The sequence below is a fragment of the Finegoldia sp. P1-F-LS genome, assembly GCF_052932205.1.
The window spans coordinates 106,626-125,162 of the sequence record NZ_JBRFJH010000001.1; the positions used below are offsets into that span (position 1 = coordinate 106,626).

The 18,537-nt window shown below is 29.8% G+C and carries 19 protein-coding genes and 1 other annotated feature; all 19 genes read left to right on the forward strand.

The window, feature by feature from the left end; translation table 11 throughout:
* Positions 1-72: 72 nt before the first annotated feature.
* The 19 genes from ACU68Y_RS00730 (at position 73) to ACU68Y_RS00820 (ending at position 18,537) form a co-directional block, all read left to right on the forward strand.
* Positions 73-1,368, forward strand: coding sequence for a replication-associated recombination protein A (locus tag ACU68Y_RS00730; protein ID WP_446755211.1), 1,296 nt, complete (start codon positions 73-75; stop codon positions 1,366-1,368).
* A complete protein-coding gene (asnS, locus tag ACU68Y_RS00735) occupies positions 1,365-2,750 on the forward strand; it encodes an asparagine--tRNA ligase (protein ID WP_446755212.1) in 1,386 nt (461 codons plus the stop codon). Before ACU68Y_RS00730 ends, asnS begins: the two co-directional genes overlap by 4 nt.
* A 48-nt stretch (positions 2,751-2,798) precedes the next feature.
* Positions 2,799-2,978, forward strand: a binding site (T-box leader).
* A 37-nt stretch (positions 2,979-3,015) separates the two neighbouring features.
* Positions 3,016-5,424, forward strand: a complete 2,409-nt coding sequence (gene leuS, locus ACU68Y_RS00740; RefSeq protein WP_446755213.1) for a leucine--tRNA ligase — start codon at positions 3,016-3,018, stop codon at positions 5,422-5,424.
* 106 nt (positions 5,425-5,530) lie between these two features.
* On the forward strand, positions 5,531-5,938 hold the full coding sequence (locus ACU68Y_RS00745; RefSeq protein WP_002839398.1) for an RrF2 family transcriptional regulator: 408 nt from the start codon (positions 5,531-5,533) through the stop codon (positions 5,936-5,938).
* 2 nt (positions 5,939-5,940) lie between these two features.
* The gene (locus ACU68Y_RS00750) at positions 5,941-7,128 is read left to right on the forward strand and encodes an AI-2E family transporter (RefSeq protein ID WP_002839421.1); all 1,188 of its coding nucleotides are present in this window, start codon (positions 5,941-5,943) and stop codon (positions 7,126-7,128) included.
* 10 nt (positions 7,129-7,138) lie between these two features.
* Positions 7,139-9,760, forward strand: a complete 2,622-nt coding sequence (alaS, locus tag ACU68Y_RS00755; RefSeq protein WP_446755214.1) for an alanine--tRNA ligase — start codon at positions 7,139-7,141, stop codon at positions 9,758-9,760.
* Positions 9,761-9,772: 12 nt separating this feature from the next.
* The gene (locus ACU68Y_RS00760) at positions 9,773-10,039 is read left to right on the forward strand and encodes an IreB family regulatory phosphoprotein (RefSeq protein WP_002838215.1); all 267 of its coding nucleotides are present in this window, start codon (positions 9,773-9,775) and stop codon (positions 10,037-10,039) included.
* A 52-nt stretch (positions 10,040-10,091) separates the two neighbouring features.
* Positions 10,092-10,505, forward strand: coding sequence for a Holliday junction resolvase RuvX (gene ruvX / locus ACU68Y_RS00765; protein ID WP_002836239.1), 414 nt, complete (start codon positions 10,092-10,094; stop codon positions 10,503-10,505).
* Between the two features lie 2 nt (positions 10,506-10,507).
* Positions 10,508-10,750: a DUF1292 domain-containing protein gene (locus tag ACU68Y_RS00770; RefSeq protein ID WP_446755215.1), complete on the forward strand. Its 243-nt coding sequence runs from the start codon at positions 10,508-10,510 to the stop codon at positions 10,748-10,750.
* Positions 10,750-11,202, forward strand: coding sequence for a Fur family transcriptional regulator (locus ACU68Y_RS00775; protein ID WP_002838348.1), 453 nt, complete (start codon positions 10,750-10,752; stop codon positions 11,200-11,202). The genes ACU68Y_RS00770 and ACU68Y_RS00775 overlap by 1 nt, the downstream gene beginning before the upstream one ends.
* On the forward strand, positions 11,203-12,870 hold the full coding sequence (locus ACU68Y_RS00780) for a ribonuclease J (protein ID WP_002842267.1): 1,668 nt from the start codon (positions 11,203-11,205) through the stop codon (positions 12,868-12,870).
* 1 nt (position 12,871) lies between these two features.
* Positions 12,872-13,210 (forward strand): YlbF family regulator, encoded by a 339-nt coding sequence (locus tag ACU68Y_RS00785; protein ID WP_002838362.1) that lies wholly within the window; start codon positions 12,872-12,874, stop codon positions 13,208-13,210.
* Positions 13,203-13,847: an O-methyltransferase gene (locus ACU68Y_RS00790; protein ID WP_446755216.1), complete on the forward strand. Its 645-nt coding sequence runs from the start codon at positions 13,203-13,205 to the stop codon at positions 13,845-13,847. Before ACU68Y_RS00785 ends, ACU68Y_RS00790 begins: the two co-directional genes overlap by 8 nt.
* A 46-nt stretch (positions 13,848-13,893) precedes the next feature.
* Positions 13,894-15,120, forward strand: a complete 1,227-nt coding sequence (locus tag ACU68Y_RS00795) for a peptidase U32 family protein (RefSeq protein ID WP_002839360.1) — start codon at positions 13,894-13,896, stop codon at positions 15,118-15,120.
* 37 nt (positions 15,121-15,157) lie between these two features.
* A complete protein-coding gene (locus ACU68Y_RS00800; RefSeq protein ID WP_002838296.1) occupies positions 15,158-16,315 on the forward strand; it encodes an HlyD family efflux transporter periplasmic adaptor subunit in 1,158 nt (385 codons plus the stop codon).
* Positions 16,315-16,995, forward strand: a complete 681-nt coding sequence (locus tag ACU68Y_RS00805) for a YggS family pyridoxal phosphate-dependent enzyme (protein ID WP_002838283.1) — start codon at positions 16,315-16,317, stop codon at positions 16,993-16,995. The genes ACU68Y_RS00800 and ACU68Y_RS00805 overlap by 1 nt, the downstream gene beginning before the upstream one ends.
* A 9-nt stretch (positions 16,996-17,004) precedes the next feature.
* Complete coding sequence (locus ACU68Y_RS00810; protein ID WP_002838352.1) at positions 17,005-17,490, forward strand: cell division protein SepF; 486 nt, start codon at positions 17,005-17,007, stop codon at positions 17,488-17,490.
* Entirely contained in the window at positions 17,487-17,759 is a 273-nt protein-coding gene (locus tag ACU68Y_RS00815) for a YggT family protein (RefSeq protein ID WP_035110251.1), read from the forward strand. Before ACU68Y_RS00810 ends, ACU68Y_RS00815 begins: the two co-directional genes overlap by 4 nt.
* A gap of 1 nt (position 17,760) precedes the next feature.
* The gene (locus ACU68Y_RS00820) at positions 17,761-18,537 is read left to right on the forward strand and encodes a YlmH/Sll1252 family protein (protein ID WP_002838393.1); all 777 of its coding nucleotides are present in this window, start codon (positions 17,761-17,763) and stop codon (positions 18,535-18,537) included.

Below are 18,537 nucleotides of genomic sequence, written 5' to 3' on the forward strand. Positions count from 1 at the left end.
TTAATTTTTATTTAACGATATTTAATTTTTATGGTAAGATATAAATAAAATAAATGTTAAAGGGGAAATATTTTGGATTTATTTGAATATAATTTACAATTACAAAAAGAAAATAGTTCACCGTTAGCAAATAGACTTAGACCAAAAAGTTTGGATAAATATTTTGGACAATCTCACGTGGTTGGCGAAGGAAAGCTTTTGAATAGATTGATAAAGGCTGATAAAATTCCTTCTATGATTTTTTACGGACCACCTGGAACTGGAAAAACAACTTTGGCAGAAATTATTTCGAATCAAACTAATTCTTTATTCGAAAGATTATCTGCGATTTCAAATGGAGTTAAAGACATTAGAGAAGTTATTTCAACTGCTAAGACTAATTTGAGCATGTATAACAAAAAAACTGTTTTGTTTATTGATGAAATTCATAGATTTAACAAATCGCAACAAGACGCATTGTTAGGATATGTTGAAGATGGAACAATTACTTTGATAGGTGCCACAACAGAAAATCCATTCTTTGAAGTGAACAAAGCTCTTTTATCTAGATGTCAAATTATCGAATTGAAACCGTTGACTTATAATGATATTAGAAATATTATAGAAAACGCACTTACAGAAGATAAAAAATTAAAAGAAATGAACATTCAAATAGATGAAAAAGCAATTGATGTTCTCGTAAATTCTGCAAATGGGGATGCGAGAAGTGCATTGAATGCTCTAGAGATTGCAATCGAGAGCACAGATCAAGTTAATGGTTGCTTAATTATAGATGAAGATGCAATTAAAAATTCTGTATTTAAACCTGTTTTGAAATACGATAAAGAAGAAGATCACTATAATGTTATATCTGCATTTATTAAATCTATGAGAGGTTCTGATATTGACGCAGCTTTATATTACTTAGCAAGAATGATTGAAAGCGGTGAAGATCCTAAATTTATTGCCAGAAGAATGGTGATTTTTGCATCAGAAGATATTGGACTCGCAAATCCTGAGGCTTTGACTGTGGCTATTAATGTATTTAACGCAGTTAATTTAATAGGGCTACCAGAATGTAGGATAAATTTATCGAATGGTGTAATCTATCTTGCATCAAGTGAAAAATCTAATACATCATATGTAGCAATCGATAAGGCATTAGAAGATATTCGTCAAAACAAGATTTACGATGTTCCTGATCATTTAAAAGACGCTCATTATGATGGGGCAAAATCATTGAATAGAGGAATCGGATACAAATATCCGCACAGTGACGATTCGTATCAACAATATTTACCTGACGAATTAAAAAATCAAAAATATTACGATCCAAAAGATATTGGATATGAAAGCAAAATATATAAAAAAATGAGGAGTAAAGAATGATATTAATTAAAGATTTGATTAAAGATTACGAAAAGTATTCTGACAAAGAAGTTGAAGTTGGAGGTTGGATTAAAAACTCAAGATTTAGTAAAAATGTTGGTTTTATTGAATTAAATGACGGAACTTTCTTCAATCCTGTTCAAATTGTTGTAGGAAAAGATAATGAGGATTTTGAAAAGTCTGAAAAGTTAAAACTAAGCTCTGCAATTATTGTTGTAGGTAAATTAGTTTTGACTCCAAATTCTAAGCAACCATTTGAAATTCAAGCATCAAAAGTTATTGTAGAAGGTGAATCTACTGATGATTATCCACTACAAAAGAAAAGACATACATTTGAATTTTTGAGAACAATTTTACACTTAAGACCAAGAACAAATACATTTAATGCTGTATTTAGAGTTAGAAGCAGATTAGCATTTGCTATTCATAAATTCTTTAACGAAAGAGGATTTGTATATGTTCATACTCCAATTATTACAGGCAGTGATGCTGAAGGTGCTGGAGAAATGTTCAGAGTTACAACATTGGATTTGGATAATCTTCCAAAAGATGATGACGGAAATGTTGATTTCACACAAGATTTCTTCTCAAAATCTACTAACTTAACTGTAAGTGGTCAATTGCAAGCAGAAGCTTACGCACTAGCTTTCAGAAATGTATATACATTTGGACCAACTTTTAGAAGTGAACATTCTAATACTCCTAGACATGCGGCAGAATTTTGGATGATGGAACCTGAAATATGTTTCGCAGATTTGGATGATGTATGTAGCTTGGCTGAAGATATGGTAAGATACATCATAAAAGATGTTATGGAAAATTGTGAAGAGGAAATTAAATTCTTTAATAGTTTTGTAGATAAAAACTTGATTGAAAGATTGACAAAAGTTGCAAACAAATCATTCAAAAAATTGACTTACACTGAAGCTATTGATATTCTACAAAAATCAGGAGAAAAATTTGAATATCCTGTTGAATGGGGAATGGATCTACAAACAGAACATGAAAAATATTTGAGTGAAAAAGTTGTTGACGGTCCAGTGTTTGTTACTGATTATCCAAAAGAAATCAAAGCTTTTTACATGAGACTTAATGACGACAAAAAAACAGTTGCTGCAACTGACCTTTTAGTTCCAGGAATTGGTGAGTTAATTGGTGGAAGCCAAAGAGAAGAAAGATTTGAATTATTGGATCAAAAAATGGATGAGCTAGGTTTCAACAAGGAAGAATATAAATGGTATCTTGATTTAAGAAAATACGGTGGAGTTAAGCACGGTGGATTTGGACTTGGATTTGAAAGAATGGTAATGTACATGACAGGAATGTCAAATATAAGAGATGTCATTCCGTTCCCAAGAACTGTTGGACATTGTGAATATTAATATTGTATTTAATTCTTTGATGTGGTATCATAGTAATAAGTTTTTATAATAATATTTGAATAAAAGTAGTAAATAATTAAAAATTTTCAGAGAGTTGATGGGTGGTGCGAATCAATATTTAAGATTATTGAACTTGTTTATTAAAAGAATATTCGTATATCTGCGTTAAAGATTTGAGTGGGATTAACCAATAAGAGTGGTACCGCGGAATTTTATTTCGTCTCTTCTATGTAAGAGGCGAATTTTTTATTATTTGGAGGTAAAAATGGATAGATATAATCCGAATTCTATTGAGAAAAAGTGGCAAAAATATTGGGAAGAAAATAAAACTTTCAAAACATCTGATGATAAATCTAAAAAAAGATTTTACGCATTAGTAGAGTTTCCTTATCCATCTGGACAAGGACTACACGTAGGTCATCCAAGACCATACACTGCACTAGATATTGTTTCAAGAAAAAGAATAATGCAAGGATACAATGTTTTATATCCTATGGGTTGGGATGCTTTTGGACTTCCAACAGAAAATTTTGCTATTAAGAATAAAATAAGACCTGAAGTTGTTACTGAAAATAATATAAAAAACTTCAAAAGACAAATGCAATCAATCGGATTTTCTTTTGATTGGGATAGAGAAATAAACACAACAGATCCAGATTATTATAAATGGACTCAATGGATTTTCATTCAAATGTTCAAAAAAGGTCTTGCTTATAAAAAAGAAATGCCTATTAATTGGTGTCCATCATGTAAAACTGGACTTGCAAATGAAGAAGTAATCAATGGTCACTGTGAAAGATGTGGTGGTCAAGTTGTCAGAAAAGTTAAGAACCAATGGATGCTTAAAATTACTGAATACGCTGATAGGCTTATTGATGATTTAAAAGATGTCGATTACTTTGATAGAATTAAATCTCAACAAATCAATTGGATTGGAAGATCATACGGAGCAGAAATTAATTTTGCAGTAAAAGAAGTTGATGAAAAAATTACTGTATTTACAACAAGAGCAGATACTATATTTGGTGCTACTTACATGGTTATTTCAGTTGATCATCCTTTGATTGAAAAATATAGTGATAGAATTAAAAACATTGATGAAATTAGAAGCTATAGATCAGAAGTTGCAAAAAAATCAGAATTAGAAAGAACAGATTTATCTAAAGAAAAAACAGGATACAAAATTGATGGATTAACAGCTATTAATCCTTTGACAAACAAAGAAATCCCTGTTTATGTTTCAGATTATGTATTGATGACTTACGGAACAGGTGCTATCATGGCAGTTCCTGCTCACGATGATAGAGACTATGAATTTGCTAAAAAATTTAATATTGATATGATTCCTGTAATTGAAGGATCTGACATAGAAAATTGTGCATTTACAGAAACAAATGAAGGAAATCTTATTAATTCAGGATTTTTAAATGGCTTGACTGTAGATGAAGCAAAAGAAAAAATGTATGAATACATTGAAGAAAAAGAAATAGGTCATAAGAAAACAAATTACAAATTAAGAGACTGGGTATTTTCAAGACAAAGGTATTGGGGAGAGCCAATTCCATTGGTTTACTGTGAACATTGTGGATGGGTTCCATTGGATGAGAAAGATTTGCCATTGGTATTACCAAAGGTAGATAATTATGAACCAACAGATAATGGAGAATCTCCACTATCAAAAATAGATGATTTTGTTCACACAAAATGTCCAAAATGTGGCAGAGATGCGGTTAGAGAAACTGATACAATGCCACAATGGGCTGGATCTTCTTGGTATTATTTAAGATATACTGATCCACACAATGATGAAGCTATAGCTAGCAAAGAAAACTTAGACTATTATACACCTGTAGATTGGTACAACGGTGGAATGGAACACACTACACTTCACTTATTGTATTCTAGATTTTGGCATAAATTCTTGTATGATATCGGAGTAGTTCCTACAAAAGAACCATACATGAAGAGAACTAGCCATGGAATGATTTTAGGGGACAATAATGAAAAAATGAGTAAGTCTCGTGGTAATGTCGTAAATCCAGATGATATAGTTAGAGATTTCGGTGCAGATACTTTGAGATGTTATGAAATGTTTATTGGAGATTTTGAAAAATCAGCTCCATGGTCAGAAAATGGAGTTAAAGGTTGTAGAAAATTCTTGGATAAAGTTTGGAGAACACAAGAGTTAGTTGATGGTGATTCTAATTTTGAAAAAATGGAAACCTTGATTCACCAAACTATTAAAAAAGTTAGTGAAGATTATGAAAATTTGAAATTCAATACAGCGATTGCTCAACTTATGACATTATTGAATGAATTCAACAACTTAGACAAAATCTCCAAGGAACAATATAAAATTTTCTTGATATTATTAAATCCAGTATGTCCACACATTACAGAAGAAATTTGGCAAAGAATGGGATATGAAGGATATGTTCATGAATCTAGCTGGCCTGAATATGATGAATCAAAGACTATCTTAGATGTCATTGAATTGCCTATCCAAGTAAATGGTAAATTAAGAGCAACAGTAGAAATAAACAGGGAAGCTTCAGAAGATGAAGTTTACGAAAAAGCTGTTAAGGATGATGTTGTTGCAAAATATCTTGAAGGCAAAAACGTAGTTAAGAAAATTTATGTTAAAGGAAGAATTTTTAATATAATTGTAAAATAATTTTGGTAATAGTAGATTGAGTTATCTTAATCTACTATTATTATTGACATAGGATATTTACACAACTATTTTACTATGATAAAATTTATCATAAATAGGAGGGCTTATGAGATTATCTACTAGAGGAAGATATGGGCTTGCGGCAATGATATATTTAGGCAAAAAATATGGAGATAATCCAGTTAGTTTGAATGAAATATCAAAAGCCACAGGACTTAGTAATAATTATTTAGAACAACTTATTCGAGAATTAAAAAAACAAGATTTAGTAATTTCTGTCAGAGGTGTACAAGGTGGTTATTTATTAAAAAAATCACCAAAAGAAATTTCGGTTGCCGAAATCTTGGAGTGCTTGGAAGAGTTCTTTGGAGTGACAGAATGCTCTGTAGTTCCTGGACTATGTTCAAGAGAAGATACTTGTCCATCTAGACTTATTTGGACTCAAATGCATGACGATATGATTAATAGTATTAAAAACGTAAGTTTACAAGACCTGATTAGCAAAGAGAAATAGATATGATTATTAATTCTGAATTTCTACACAATGCATTAGTATTTATAACTATTATTTTCATGGTATTTGGAACGTATTTTTTGATTACTGTGGGAAATAGTAAGGTAGATGAGAAATACAAAATTGTATTTAATTTCCATAAAATAAAAAAAACTACTATATTGATACTTATTCTATTGGGATTATTGGCTTTATTTTCAAAGTATCCTGTAATTTATCACACTATCAATACTTTATTGATAGGAATAATACTTTCATACATTATCAATCCTTTGGTTAAGTACTTTGAAAATAAAGGAATCAGAAGGTCGTTTGCAATTTTAATAATATATGTCATAGTAATATTTTTGATAATATTATTAGGAATGATTGTTGTTCCTCAAACTATTCAACAAATCAAAAAAATGATAATTAGTTTACCTGGTTTTATGGCCGATATTTCTATAAAAGTAAATGATTTTAATAGAAAAATATTCAAAGAGTATCCTAATGTAAGCAAAATAATGTCCAATGCGATGCAAACAGTTAATCAAAAACTTGGGACAATTCAAACTTCGATATTGGACATGTTATCACAAACAGGAAATATTACAGGAAGTATTTTTACTAATTTACTTAGAATTATTTTAATTCCTGTTGTTAGTTTTTATATGTTATTGGATAAAGAAAAATGTATTGATTTTATAATGGGATTTATACCAAATAAAAATAAAGACAAGTTTTTGAGCGTTTGCAATGATATGGATAAAGCTTACAGCGAATTCATTCGTGGTAGATTAATAATGGCGATATTTGTAGGAGTGCTTACAGCTATTGCTTTAATTATAATGAGAGTTGATTTTGCGATTATCATAGGAATACTTACTATGGTAGGAGATATTATTCCTTATATTGGCCCTTTTATAGCGGTTACTCCGGCTTTTATATTGGCTTTTTTAGACAGCCCAATAAAAGCTGTGGTTGTTGTAATTGTATTCGTATCTATACAATGGGTTGAAAACAACATACTTGCACCTAAATTGTTGGGTTCAAAAATTGGTATTAATCCATTGTTAGTAATTGTTAGTTTGATAATAGGTGGTGGAATGTTTGGAGTTGTAGGTATGATTTTATCAGTTCCATTCGTTGCTACAATTAAAATATTATATTTACATTTTAAAGATAAAATTAAAATGTTTTTTAAAAATTAGTGAGGTTATAATGAAAAATTACGGTTTAAATGAAATTAGAAAAAAATTCTTAGATTATTTTGGTGAAAGAGGACATCTTGTTATTAAATCATTTCCTCTTATTCCACAAGATGATAAGAGTCTTTTACTTATAAATGCTGGTATGGCACCATTGAAAAAATACTTTACAGGTGAGAAAAAACTTAAAAAAGACAGAGCAACATCTTCACAAAGATGTATTAGAACAGCAGATATAGATGAAGTAGGAAAAACACAAAGACATGGTACTTTTTTCGAAATGCTTGGTAATTTTTCTTTTGGAGATTATTTCAAAAGAGAAGCAATTACATGGGCATGGGATTTCTTGACAAATGAATTAGAAGTTCCAAAAGATATTTTATGGGTAAGTGTCTATGAAGAAGATGAAGAAGCTTATAATATATGGGTTAATGAAGTTGGGATTAGTCCAGAAAGAGTTGTTAAATTAGGCAAAGCTGATAACTTCTGGGAGTTAGATCAAGGACCTTGCGGACCATGCTCTGAAATTCACGTAGACAGAGGATTTGAATTTGATCCTAGAGAAGATGCAAAACCAGGTGATGAAGGCGAAAGATTCTTGGAAGTATGGAATTTGGTTTTCACACAATTTAACAAAACAGCAGATGGAAAATACGAAAGAATTGCTCATCCAAATATAGATACTGGAATGGGTCTTGAAAGAATTACAATGGTTTTGGAAAATGCTGACAACATTTTTGAAATTGGACTTGTAAAAGATATAATCAAAACTATCGAAGAAATTTCAGGTGTAAAATACAAAGAAAATCACAAGAACGATGTATCCATTAGAATAATTGCAGACCACGTACGTGCTATGACATTCTTAATCTACGATGGAGTAATACCAAGTAATGAACAAAGAGGATATGTACTAAGAAGACTTATAAGAAGAGCTTGTAGACATGGAAAATTATTGGGAATAAACGACAGTTTCATAGAAAAAGTTATCGATTCATGTATTAAAGTTTATGAATCAGGATATCCTGAATTAAAAGAAGATAGAGATAGAATTGTTAAAATAGCTAATGCCGAAGAAAAGAAATTCCAAGAAACTTTGGATTTGGGATTGAATATTTTAGATTCTATGTTGAAAGAAACAGATTCAGATGTATTTAGTGGTGAAAATGCATTCAAGTTATATGACACTTACGGATTCCCAATAGATTTAACTAAGGAATTAGTCGGTGAAGTTAACAAGACTGTAGATGAAGTTCAATTTAAAAAATTAATGGAAGAACAAAAAGAAAGAGCTAGGGGATCAAGAAATGAATCTAATATGGGTTGGTCTTCTGACAAAAAATATGGCGAAGGACTTCCAGAAACAAAATTTGACGGATATAATTCATTAAAAGATGAAAGTAAAGTTATAGAAATTTACGGTGAAGATGAAAATAATTTAAAAGCCGGACAAATGGGTATAATAGTATTAGATTGTACAACTTTCTATGGAGAAGGTGGAGGACAAGTAGGTGACAAAGGAATTATCTATAATGATAATTTCAAAGCTGAAGTGTACGACACTAAGAAAACAGGAAAGAAAGTATTCTTGCACTATGTTAAAGTCACTGAAGGAAGTCTACACGTAGGTGACAAAGTTACAATAGAAGTAGATGAACTTAACAGAAGAGATATTATGAAAAACCACTCTGCAACACACTTATTGCATCAAGCTTTAAAAGATGTTGTGGGGGATCATGTTAATCAAGCTGGATCTTACGTTGATGGTGAAAGATTAAGATTTGATATCACTCATTTTGAAGCGGTTTCAAAAGAACAATTAGAAAAAGTTGAACAAATTGTTAATGATAAAATAGCTTTGGGAATTCCAGTAAAAATTGATGAAATGTCATTGGAAGAATCACAATCAATAGGAGCTAGAGGACTTTTCGAAGATAAATATCAAGATGTTGTAAGAGTTGTTCAAATGGGAGATTATTCTATAGAATTATGCGGTGGAACTCACGTTAAAACAACAAGTGACATTCAAATGTTGAAGATAATATCTGAATCAAGTGTTGCTGCAGGTGTAAGAAGAATCGAAGCCATAACTGGCCGTGCAGTATACAAATATCTCAAAGAAAGAGATAGTTTGATTGATAATGTTAAGCATTCACTAAAAGCATCTAACGAAGACGAAATCACTAGAAGAATTGAAATGAATACTGAAGAAATTAAGGGATTGAAGAAGAAACTTAAAGATATAACAAATAAGGATTTATCTTCAAATGTTGATTCAGTTATTAATGATGCTGTAGAGGTTAATGGTACAAAAGTTTGCACATTTGAATTAAGTGGTTTGGACAATAATTCATTTAGAGATTTTGGAGAAAATATTAAATCAAAATTAGAAGATGGAGTTGTAATATTAGCTAATTCAGATGAATCAAAAGTATCATTTATAGCTTTAGTTACGGATTCTGCAGTTAAAAAAGGTGTATTTGCAGGAGATATTGTAAGAGAAGTTGCCAAAGTATGTGGTGGTAACGGCGGTGGACGTAAAGACTTTGCACAAGCTGGTGCAAAAGATAGTTCCAAAGTTGATGAAGCATTACAAAAAGGAATTGAAACAGTGAAATCAAAACTTAATGCTTAAAGGAGGCAAAAAATGGAAGGTAAGGATTTAAACCATACGGTTAGATTTGAAGCATCGAAACTTGAAAAGAAATCAATAAAGGAGACTTTGAAAAAAGTTTACCAAGCTTTAGAAGAAAAGGGATATGATCCTAAAAATCAAATTATTGGATATATATTATCAGGAGATCCTACTTACATTACAAGCTTTAATAATGCAAGAAATTTGATAAGACAAATAGATCGAGATGATTTATTGGGAGAAATGTTAGAAGTTTACTTGAATGAAATAGATAAATAAAGGATAATGTAGAGCTGTTACTTGTAACAGCTCTCAAAATATGTAAAAATTTATGGAAAGATATATTGGACTTGATGTGGGAGATAGGACTATAGGTGTCGCTATAAGTGATCCGTTTTTATTGACTGCCCAATCATTAATGACGATCAAGAGAAAAAGTAAAATTGAAGATATAGAAATCATTAATGATATAATTAAAGAGAAAGAGGTCAGTAAAATTATAGTAGGTCTACCTAAAAACATGAATAATACAATTGGCCCTCAAGCTAAAAAAGTTAAAACATTTGTAAAAGAGCTAAGAAAACATACGGATTTGGATATTGAATATGTTGATGAGAGATTGACAACTGTCAGTGCTACGAGAGTTTTGATAGAACAAAATGTATCAAGAAAAAAAAGAAAAGATGTAATAGATAGTGTTGCAGCGACATATATTCTGCAAACTTATTTAGATATGGGAAGATAATTATGGAAACAATAAAATTATACGATGAAAATAATAATGAAAAAGAATTTAAAATAATTAATACATTTGGTATGGATGATGATAATTATTGCGTATTAGAGGATGTATCAAATGGAGAGAATGTTATTTTGAAATATATAGGAAACGATGAACAAATTGAATTTATTGGATTAGAAAACGAAAAAGAATTAAACGATGCTATCGAAGTATATGAAGATCTAATGAATTCACAAAAGGAGCAATAATGAACATTGAAACATTAAAAACTAAACTAATCAATGCAGGATACAAAGTAACTAAACAAAGAGAAGTGATTTTTGAAGCATTGTTAGAAAATATGGATTCACACCTATCTCCGGAAGAATTAAACGAAATAGTAAGCAAAAAAGATCCGGAAATTGGTATAGCTACGGTTTATAGAACTTTATTAATTTTTGAAGAACTTAACTTGGTATATAAGTTAGATTTTGATGATAAAAGATACAGATATGAATTAGTGGATGAAGATGAAGATCACCATCATCACCATATTATATGCACGAATTGTGGTAAAGTTGATGAAGTTAAGTATGATTTATTAGAAGGCATCGAAAAGCAAATTAGAAAAGATTACAACTTCGATATACAAAATCACGATGTAAAGTTTTATGGGATATGTTCTGATTGCCAAGAGAAACTTAAAAATGAGGAGAAATAAATGGCAAAAAAGAATATTGATAAATTAAAAGTTATTCCACTAGGAGGACTTAATGAAATAGGGAAAAATATGACAGTAGTAGAATACAAAGATGATATTATTGTCGTTGATTGTGGAATGACATTTCCTGATGAAGAAATGTTGGGGGTAGATATAGTAATCCCTGATATTTCTTATCTAGAAAAAAATAAGGAAAAGATCAGAGGAATAGTTATAACTCACGGTCACGAAGACCATATTGGAGCAATTCCTTACGTATTAAAAAAATTAGATGTCCCTGTTTATGGAACAAAACTTACAATGGGACTTTTAGAAAATAAAATATTGGAGCACAAATTAAGTTTGAAGTCACTTCATACAGTTGATTACAGAAAACCAATTAAACTCGGAGAATTTAGCGTAGAGTTTGTAAAAGTATGTCACTCAATTCCAGATTCTGCAAGTTTAGCTATAACAACTCCTGTAGGAGTTTTGTTCTTTACTGGTGATTTTAAAATAGACTACACTCCAATTGATAATAATAGAATGGATTTTGGAAGAATAGCTTCCATAGGTAATAAGGGAGTTCTAGCATTATTCGCTGATAGTACAAATGTTGAAAGACAAGGTTATACTTTAAGTGAAAAAAGTGTTGGTAAAACTTTTATAAATTTGTTTGACGATGCACCTGCTAGAATAATTGTAGCGACCTTTGCATCTAATGTTCACAGAATTCAACAAGTTATTTCAGCTGCTGAGCATTTCAATAAAAAAGTAGCTCTTTCAGGAAGGTCTATGATTAACACTGTTAACGTTGCGCGTGAGTTAGGATACATTAAAGTTGGCGACAAAACTATTATTGATATAAATGATATCAATAAGCATAAACCAAACGAAATAGTTCTTTTAACAACTGGCTCTCAAGGTGAACCAATGAGTGCAATGACGAGAATGGCTAATGGTACACACAGAAAAGTTCATTTAGATCCAACTGATACAGTTATTTTGTCTGCTACACCAATTCCAGGAAATGATAATCAAGTTAGTTCAGTTATCAATAAGTTAATGGAAATGGGAGTTAAGGTTATTTATTCTTCCTTGGCTGATGTACACGTAAGTGGACACGCTTGTCAAGAAGAACTGAAATTGATGCATTCATTAGTTAGACCTAAATTCTTTGTTCCACTTCATGGAGAAATGAGACACTTAAAGTGTCATGCAAATTTAGCGCTTGATATGGGAATGAAAGAAAAAGATATTGTGATTGCAGACAATGGTAATACAATTGAATTTACAAGAAAAAGCATTAATCTTGTCGACACTAAATTTGCAAGTAACATTTTAGTAGATGGACTTGGAGTAGGTGATGTTGGAAATGTTGTATTAAGAGACAGAAGACATTTATCAGAAGACGGATTAATTGTTGTTGTAATTACTTTGGATGCTAGAAACAAAGAAGTTATAGCTGGCCCTGACATCATTTCAAGAGGGTTTGTATATGTTAAAGAAAATAATGATTTAATGGAAGAGTGCAAATCTGTTGTTCAAAATGTTTTAGACGAATGTTATACGAAAAATATCTACGATTGGTCAACTCTTAAACACAATATTAGAGAAACATTAAAGAAATTCTTGTATCAAGAAATCAAGAGAAATCCAATGATATTGCCAGTAATAATGGAGGTATAATATGGAATATAAGAAAAAGGCTGAAGAATTAGCTCAAATGTTGAATAATTCATCAGAGTTTCAAGAACTTAAAAAACTTCACAAAGATGTTTATAAAAAGAATGAAAATAATAAAAATATGATAGATGATTTCAAAAAACATCTTTTTGAATATCAATTAAAAATTCAACAAACAGGAAAAGAAGATCCTGAAGATGTAAAAAAACTTCAAAATTTACAAAATATCATTATGACAAATCATGATATTGCAGCTTATCTACAAGCAGATGCAAGATTTTCTATGATTTTAAAAGATGTTTACGATGCATTAGAAAGTGGCATAAAATTAGAAGATGAATAGTATTGTAAATGAACACCTACAAGATTATTTAAGACAATTATCAAAAAGTAACGATGAAACTATCCTAGAGTTAGAAATATTTGCCAAGGAAAATCATATACCAATTGTTGAACCAGAGGTTAGACAATTGCTGAAGATAATATTACTAATGGAACAACCAAAGTCTATTTTAGAAATAGGCACAGCTATTGGTTACAGTTCGATTATTATGAAAAAAACTTGTCCTGATGCAAAGATTATTACAGTCGAAAATTACGAAAAAAATGCAAACCTTGCAAGAGAAAACTTCAAAAAGTATGGATATGACGATATTCAATTAGTCTTTGGTGATGGATATGAAGTTATGAAAAACATGGACACAAAATTTGACTTGATATTTATCGATGCTGCTAAAGGACAATATATAAAATATTTTGAAGAAGCTGTACGATTATCTAACAAAAATTCAGTTATTGTATGTGATAATGTTTTGTTTAGAGGAATGGTATGCGAAAAAGAATTCTATGAACATAGACACAGAAAGATAACTATAGTTAAGAGATTAAGAGAATTTTTGGAAATTATTTCAGATAGTTCAAAATACGATACAACTATCATTCCAATCGATGATGGAATGAGCATAACTAAATTAAAATAGCAATAGTCGGAAGTCTGTGATTTCCGACTATTTTTGAGGAGATTAAATGAAAAAAGTTGAATTATTAGCACCTGCCGGTGATTTAGATAAATTAAAAACAGCCATTGATTATGGTGCAGATGCAGTGTACATGGCAGGCCCAGACTATGGATTGAGAACTGCATCTAAGAACTTCACAATAGAAGATATGAAAGAAGCTGTAGAATACGCCCACAGTAGAGGCAAGAAAATATATATAACAATGAATATATTAGCTCACAATGATGATTTGGAAGGAATTGAAGACTACATTCAAAACTTAATAGATATTAATGTAGATGCTCTTATTGTTTCTGATCCAGGTATTTATTCTATTATTAGAAGTATTAATAAAGATATTGAAGTCCACATGTCGACACAAGCATCAGTAACAAATTTTAGAACAGTAAAATATTGGATGGATCAAGGCATAAAGAGAATTGTATTGGCTCGTGAATTGTCATTGAAAGAAATTCAAGATATCAAGAAAAATATTCCTGATTCCGAATTGGAATGTTTCGTACATGGAGCAATGTGTATGTCTTATTCAGGAAGGTGTTTATTGAGTAATTACATGACTGGAAGAGATGCAAACAGAGGTGATTGCGCACAAGCGTGTAGGTGGAAGTACAGACTTGTTGAAGAAAAAAGACCTGGAGAGTATTTTCCAATTGAAGAGGATGAGAAGGGAACTTTTATTTTCAATTCAAAAGATTTGTGTATGATAGAACACCTGGATAAATTAATTAAAGCTGGAATTAACAGTTTAAAAATAGAAGGTAGAGTTAAGAGTCAATATTATGTAGCAACGGTTGTTAGAAGCTACAGAATTGCTATCGACAAATACTACAATAACGAATTTGATGAGCCAACAGCGAAGAGACTTTTAGAAGAAATTAAAAAAGTTTCTTACAGAGATTTTACTACAGGATTTTTTGAAAAAAAACCTGATGAAAATGATCAATTGTACGAATCATCATCTTACATTAGAAAATACGATTTTGTAGGTTTATTATTGGATTATGATGAAGAAAGTAAAATTGCTACTTTTGAACAAAGAAACAGAGTTTTCAAGGGAGATGAAGTAGAAATTTTTGGCCCAGAAGATGGATTTATTACTACAAAAATCGAAAAAATGTATGATGAAAAGATGAATGAAATTGAAGTAGCTAATAAAGCTCAACAAATTTTTAAAATAAAAATTGAAGAAAAACTTCAACCTAATTCGATGATGAGAAAAAAGAGCGATAATTAATTTTGGAATGTAATTTATACTATGATATAATCAGATTATGAAAACGAAAAAACTTAACAAAAAAGAAATTTTTATAATTATCATTTCTGTTTTAGTATTAATTTTTATTGTTCACAATTTATTAGGTTTTTTCTTTAAAAGAAACCTTTATCTTGTGAATGATATTTCCAAAATAAAAAACGAAATAAATGCAAATGCTCTTGTTCTAAAAGATGAGTACATTTATTTAAATGATGTGGATACTAAAGCAGCTGAAAATGTAAAATATCCTGTAGGATCAAATGTTATAAACATACCAAAAGAAATAAACTCACAAATGAGTACAAAGTATATAGATGACAAATTGAATGATTTGGAAACAAATCACAGCGATAAAACAACAAGTAATTTTGATATTAAAGATACCGATATAAAATCATTATCAAACTCTATAAGAAATAGAAAATTCGATGAAAAGTTTTTATCTGAGTATGATAAGAAGAAAAACATCACAGAAGAAGAGTATTTTCATTCAAAAAAAGAATTAGAAATACTAAAACAAGTTCTAAACTCAAAATCAACTACCGTTAAGACTACGGTTAGTGGAGTGCTGAAAAAAAATGTAGACAACTATGAAAACTTTGTAGTATATAACTCTTCTAGTATATTCGGTAGTGATTATTATTTGAGAGATATTGGAGAAAATTATAACACTAAAGGTTTATCTGTAGTTGATAGCATGAATTTATCATTAGTATTTGATGTTGAAAGTTCAAAACTGAATAGAAATTTGAAAAATAACGATGAAATTGAAATTAATATTGAAAAAAATGACTATTCTGCCCATATAAAAGACATAAAGGTAAATGGGAATATTATAACTATAGTTTGTGACATGAATGATGGTATTAATAATTTGATGAATAAAAGATTCGTACCTATAACGGTAATTGATAAAAAAACAAAAGTATTCAAAATACCAAAAAAATCAATTATTACGAAGGATTCTACACAAGGTGTGTTCATTAAAAAAGAAACAGGAATTATTAAATTTGTAGCTGTAAAAGTTTTAAAAACTGATGACAAATTTGCATATGTTTCAACTGGTACTGATGGACAAATCGATGTTAATAACAGAAAAGTAAAAACTTTGGAACTTTACGATTATATCGTAAAAAATCCAAGGTTTGTTAAAGAGGGGGAACTTTTAAAATAATGAGTATAAAAGATAATCTAAATGAAGTTAATGAAAATTTGAAAAAATTTGCATCTCATGGAGAAACTCCAAAACTTATTGCGGTTACAAAAACTGTTGATATCGACAGAATAAAAGAAGCTATTGATTGTGGAGTAACAGATATTGGTGAAAACAAGCCCCAAGAAATGAGTTGGAAATATGATGAATTAAAAGATTCTGTAAATTATCATATGATTGGTCATTTGCAATCTAATAAAGTTAAAGATGTTGTAGGAAAAGCTTGTTTGATTCATTCATTGGATAGAATGAGTGTTTTAAAAGAAATTGAGAAGAGAGCAAGTGCTATTAATAAACCACAAGATTGTTTGATTCAATTAAATGTAGCAGAGGAAGAGCAAAAATCTGGTTTATATCTTGATGATTTGGATTCTTTTATAGAAGAAATTGAAAAAAGAAAGTTTGTAAAAGTAAAAGGTTTGATGAGCATTGCTCCGTTTGCTGATGATCCAGAAGAAATAAGATGGGTTTTTAAGAAAATGAGAGAAATTTATGATAAAATAAAAAATACAGAATACAAAAATATCGAAATGAAATACTTATCTATGGGAATGAGCCACGACTACAAAGTGGCACTTGAAGAAGGATCAAATATGGTAAGAGTGGGAAGCTTTATTTTTGGTAAAAGAAATTACAATTAGGAGGACGTTATGTCATTTATGAATTCATTTAAAAAATTAGTAGGAGTAGAAGACGATTACGACGAATATTACGATGACCAATACTACTATGATGAATCAGATCATGTAGAATCTGAATCAAAAGATTATGAACAAAAACAAAATTATGAAACAAAATCAAATATAGTAAGCATGAATAATTCTGCAACTAAACCTGTGGAATCTAAACCTTTGAATAGAGTTAAAATAAACATTCATGAACCAATTAGTTTTGATGATGCACCAAAAGTAATTGATGTAATATTAAAAAATGAAGTTGCCGTATTAAATATTGAAATGCTTGAAAAAGATGTAAAGCAAAGAATATTTGACTTTGTTAGTGGAGCTATTTATTCACTTGATGGCAAAATGCAAAAAGTAACTAAAGATATTTTTGTGTTGGTACCAAAAGGAGTTGAAATTGACGGCAAAATTAAGGATCAGATAACAAAAAATAATGGATTTTTCCAATTATGATAAATGGATTTAGTATAGTTAATTTTTTCTTAACCATTTTGAAGTTGATTGAATGGTCGATATTTATTAGAGTTATATTGTCATTTGTTCATATATCAAGGGATAATGCTTTGGTCGACTCGATTTATTTGATTACTGATTATATAATGTATCCTGCAAAAATATTGCTGGGCATGTTTGGACTTGATAGATCAATTATAGATTGGTCTCCATTAGTAACATTGATATTTCTTCAAATTATTGGATCATTAATAATAGGATTGATTTAAAATGAGTTACGAATTAAATTACATTCAAGATATAGAAATTAAAAAGACTATCGATAGATTTATTGATAGTCTTATTTCAGTTAAAAAGACAAAAACTATATATTCAACAGATTTTATGAATCCTAAAGAAATAGAGTATGCTATTTCGATTTTAAATACAGAGACTGATGTAGGATATATGGCTACGAATTGTCCGAAAAACTGTGAAAATAGCATTATTATAATGTGGGATAGATATTGCTACTCAGAAGAATACATTAATATGTTCGATTATATTGGTCTATTGGAAATACAAACCGATCAGGAAATTTCTCATAGAGACATTTTAGGAGCTGTGTTGAATTTAGGAATTAATCGTGAAAAAATCGGAGATATTTTTACACATAATAAAAGATTTTATATTTGTGCTACAAATACGATGATAAAATTTTTGAATTTAAATTTGACAAAAATTAAAAAGTTTAATATTTCGACATCGATTGTTGATAAAAACATAGAAAAAGATGAAGAAAAGTACAAATCATTCACAGGCATTATAAACTCAGAAAGATTGGACTGTTTGGTTTCTGAGATGGCAAATATTTCCAGAAAAGATGCTCAGATTATGATAAAAAATAAGAAAATTAAACTTAATTATGAAGTATTATCTAATACTAGCAAATCAGTCGAAGAAAATTCTCTCGTATCAATTAGAGGTTATGGTAGGTACAGGCTTATAGAATACTTGGGAAACACAAAAAAAGACAAATTGAGAATAAAATATATTAAATACATTTAG

Bases quoted from the DNA above. Each gene is read 5' to 3' on its own strand.
- ACU68Y_RS00810 (WP_002838352.1), top strand. From the start codon at position 17,005: ATGTCATTTATGAATTCATTTAAAAAATTAGTAGGAGTAGAAGACGAT.
- ACU68Y_RS00815 (WP_035110251.1), top strand. From the start codon at position 17,487: ATGATAAATGGATTTAGTATAGTTAATTTTTTCTTAACCATTTTGAAG.
- ruvX (WP_002836239.1), top strand. From the start codon at position 10,092: ATGGAAAGATATATTGGACTTGATGTGGGAGATAGGACTATAGGTGTC.
- ACU68Y_RS00820 (WP_002838393.1), top strand. From the start codon at position 17,761: ATGAGTTACGAATTAAATTACATTCAAGATATAGAAATTAAAAAGACT.
- ACU68Y_RS00745 (WP_002839398.1), top strand. From the start codon at position 5,531: ATGAGATTATCTACTAGAGGAAGATATGGGCTTGCGGCAATGATATAT.
- ACU68Y_RS00780 (WP_002842267.1), top strand. From the start codon at position 11,203: ATGGCAAAAAAGAATATTGATAAATTAAAAGTTATTCCACTAGGAGGA.
- ACU68Y_RS00800 (WP_002838296.1), top strand. From the start codon at position 15,158: ATGAAAACGAAAAAACTTAACAAAAAAGAAATTTTTATAATTATCATT.
- ACU68Y_RS00790 (WP_446755216.1), top strand. From the start codon at position 13,203: ATGAATAGTATTGTAAATGAACACCTACAAGATTATTTAAGACAATTA.
- alaS (WP_446755214.1), top strand. From the start codon at position 7,139: ATGAAAAATTACGGTTTAAATGAAATTAGAAAAAAATTCTTAGATTAT.
- ACU68Y_RS00750 (WP_002839421.1), top strand. From the start codon at position 5,941: ATGATTATTAATTCTGAATTTCTACACAATGCATTAGTATTTATAACT.
- asnS (WP_446755212.1), top strand. From the start codon at position 1,365: ATGATATTAATTAAAGATTTGATTAAAGATTACGAAAAGTATTCTGAC.
- ACU68Y_RS00760 (WP_002838215.1), top strand. From the start codon at position 9,773: ATGGAAGGTAAGGATTTAAACCATACGGTTAGATTTGAAGCATCGAAA.
- ACU68Y_RS00805 (WP_002838283.1), top strand. From the start codon at position 16,315: ATGAGTATAAAAGATAATCTAAATGAAGTTAATGAAAATTTGAAAAAA.
- leuS (WP_446755213.1), top strand. From the start codon at position 3,016: ATGGATAGATATAATCCGAATTCTATTGAGAAAAAGTGGCAAAAATAT.
- ACU68Y_RS00795 (WP_002839360.1), top strand. From the start codon at position 13,894: ATGAAAAAAGTTGAATTATTAGCACCTGCCGGTGATTTAGATAAATTA.
- ACU68Y_RS00785 (WP_002838362.1), top strand. From the start codon at position 12,872: ATGGAATATAAGAAAAAGGCTGAAGAATTAGCTCAAATGTTGAATAAT.
- ACU68Y_RS00770 (WP_446755215.1), top strand. From the start codon at position 10,508: ATGGAAACAATAAAATTATACGATGAAAATAATAATGAAAAAGAATTT.
- ACU68Y_RS00775 (WP_002838348.1), top strand. From the start codon at position 10,750: ATGAACATTGAAACATTAAAAACTAAACTAATCAATGCAGGATACAAA.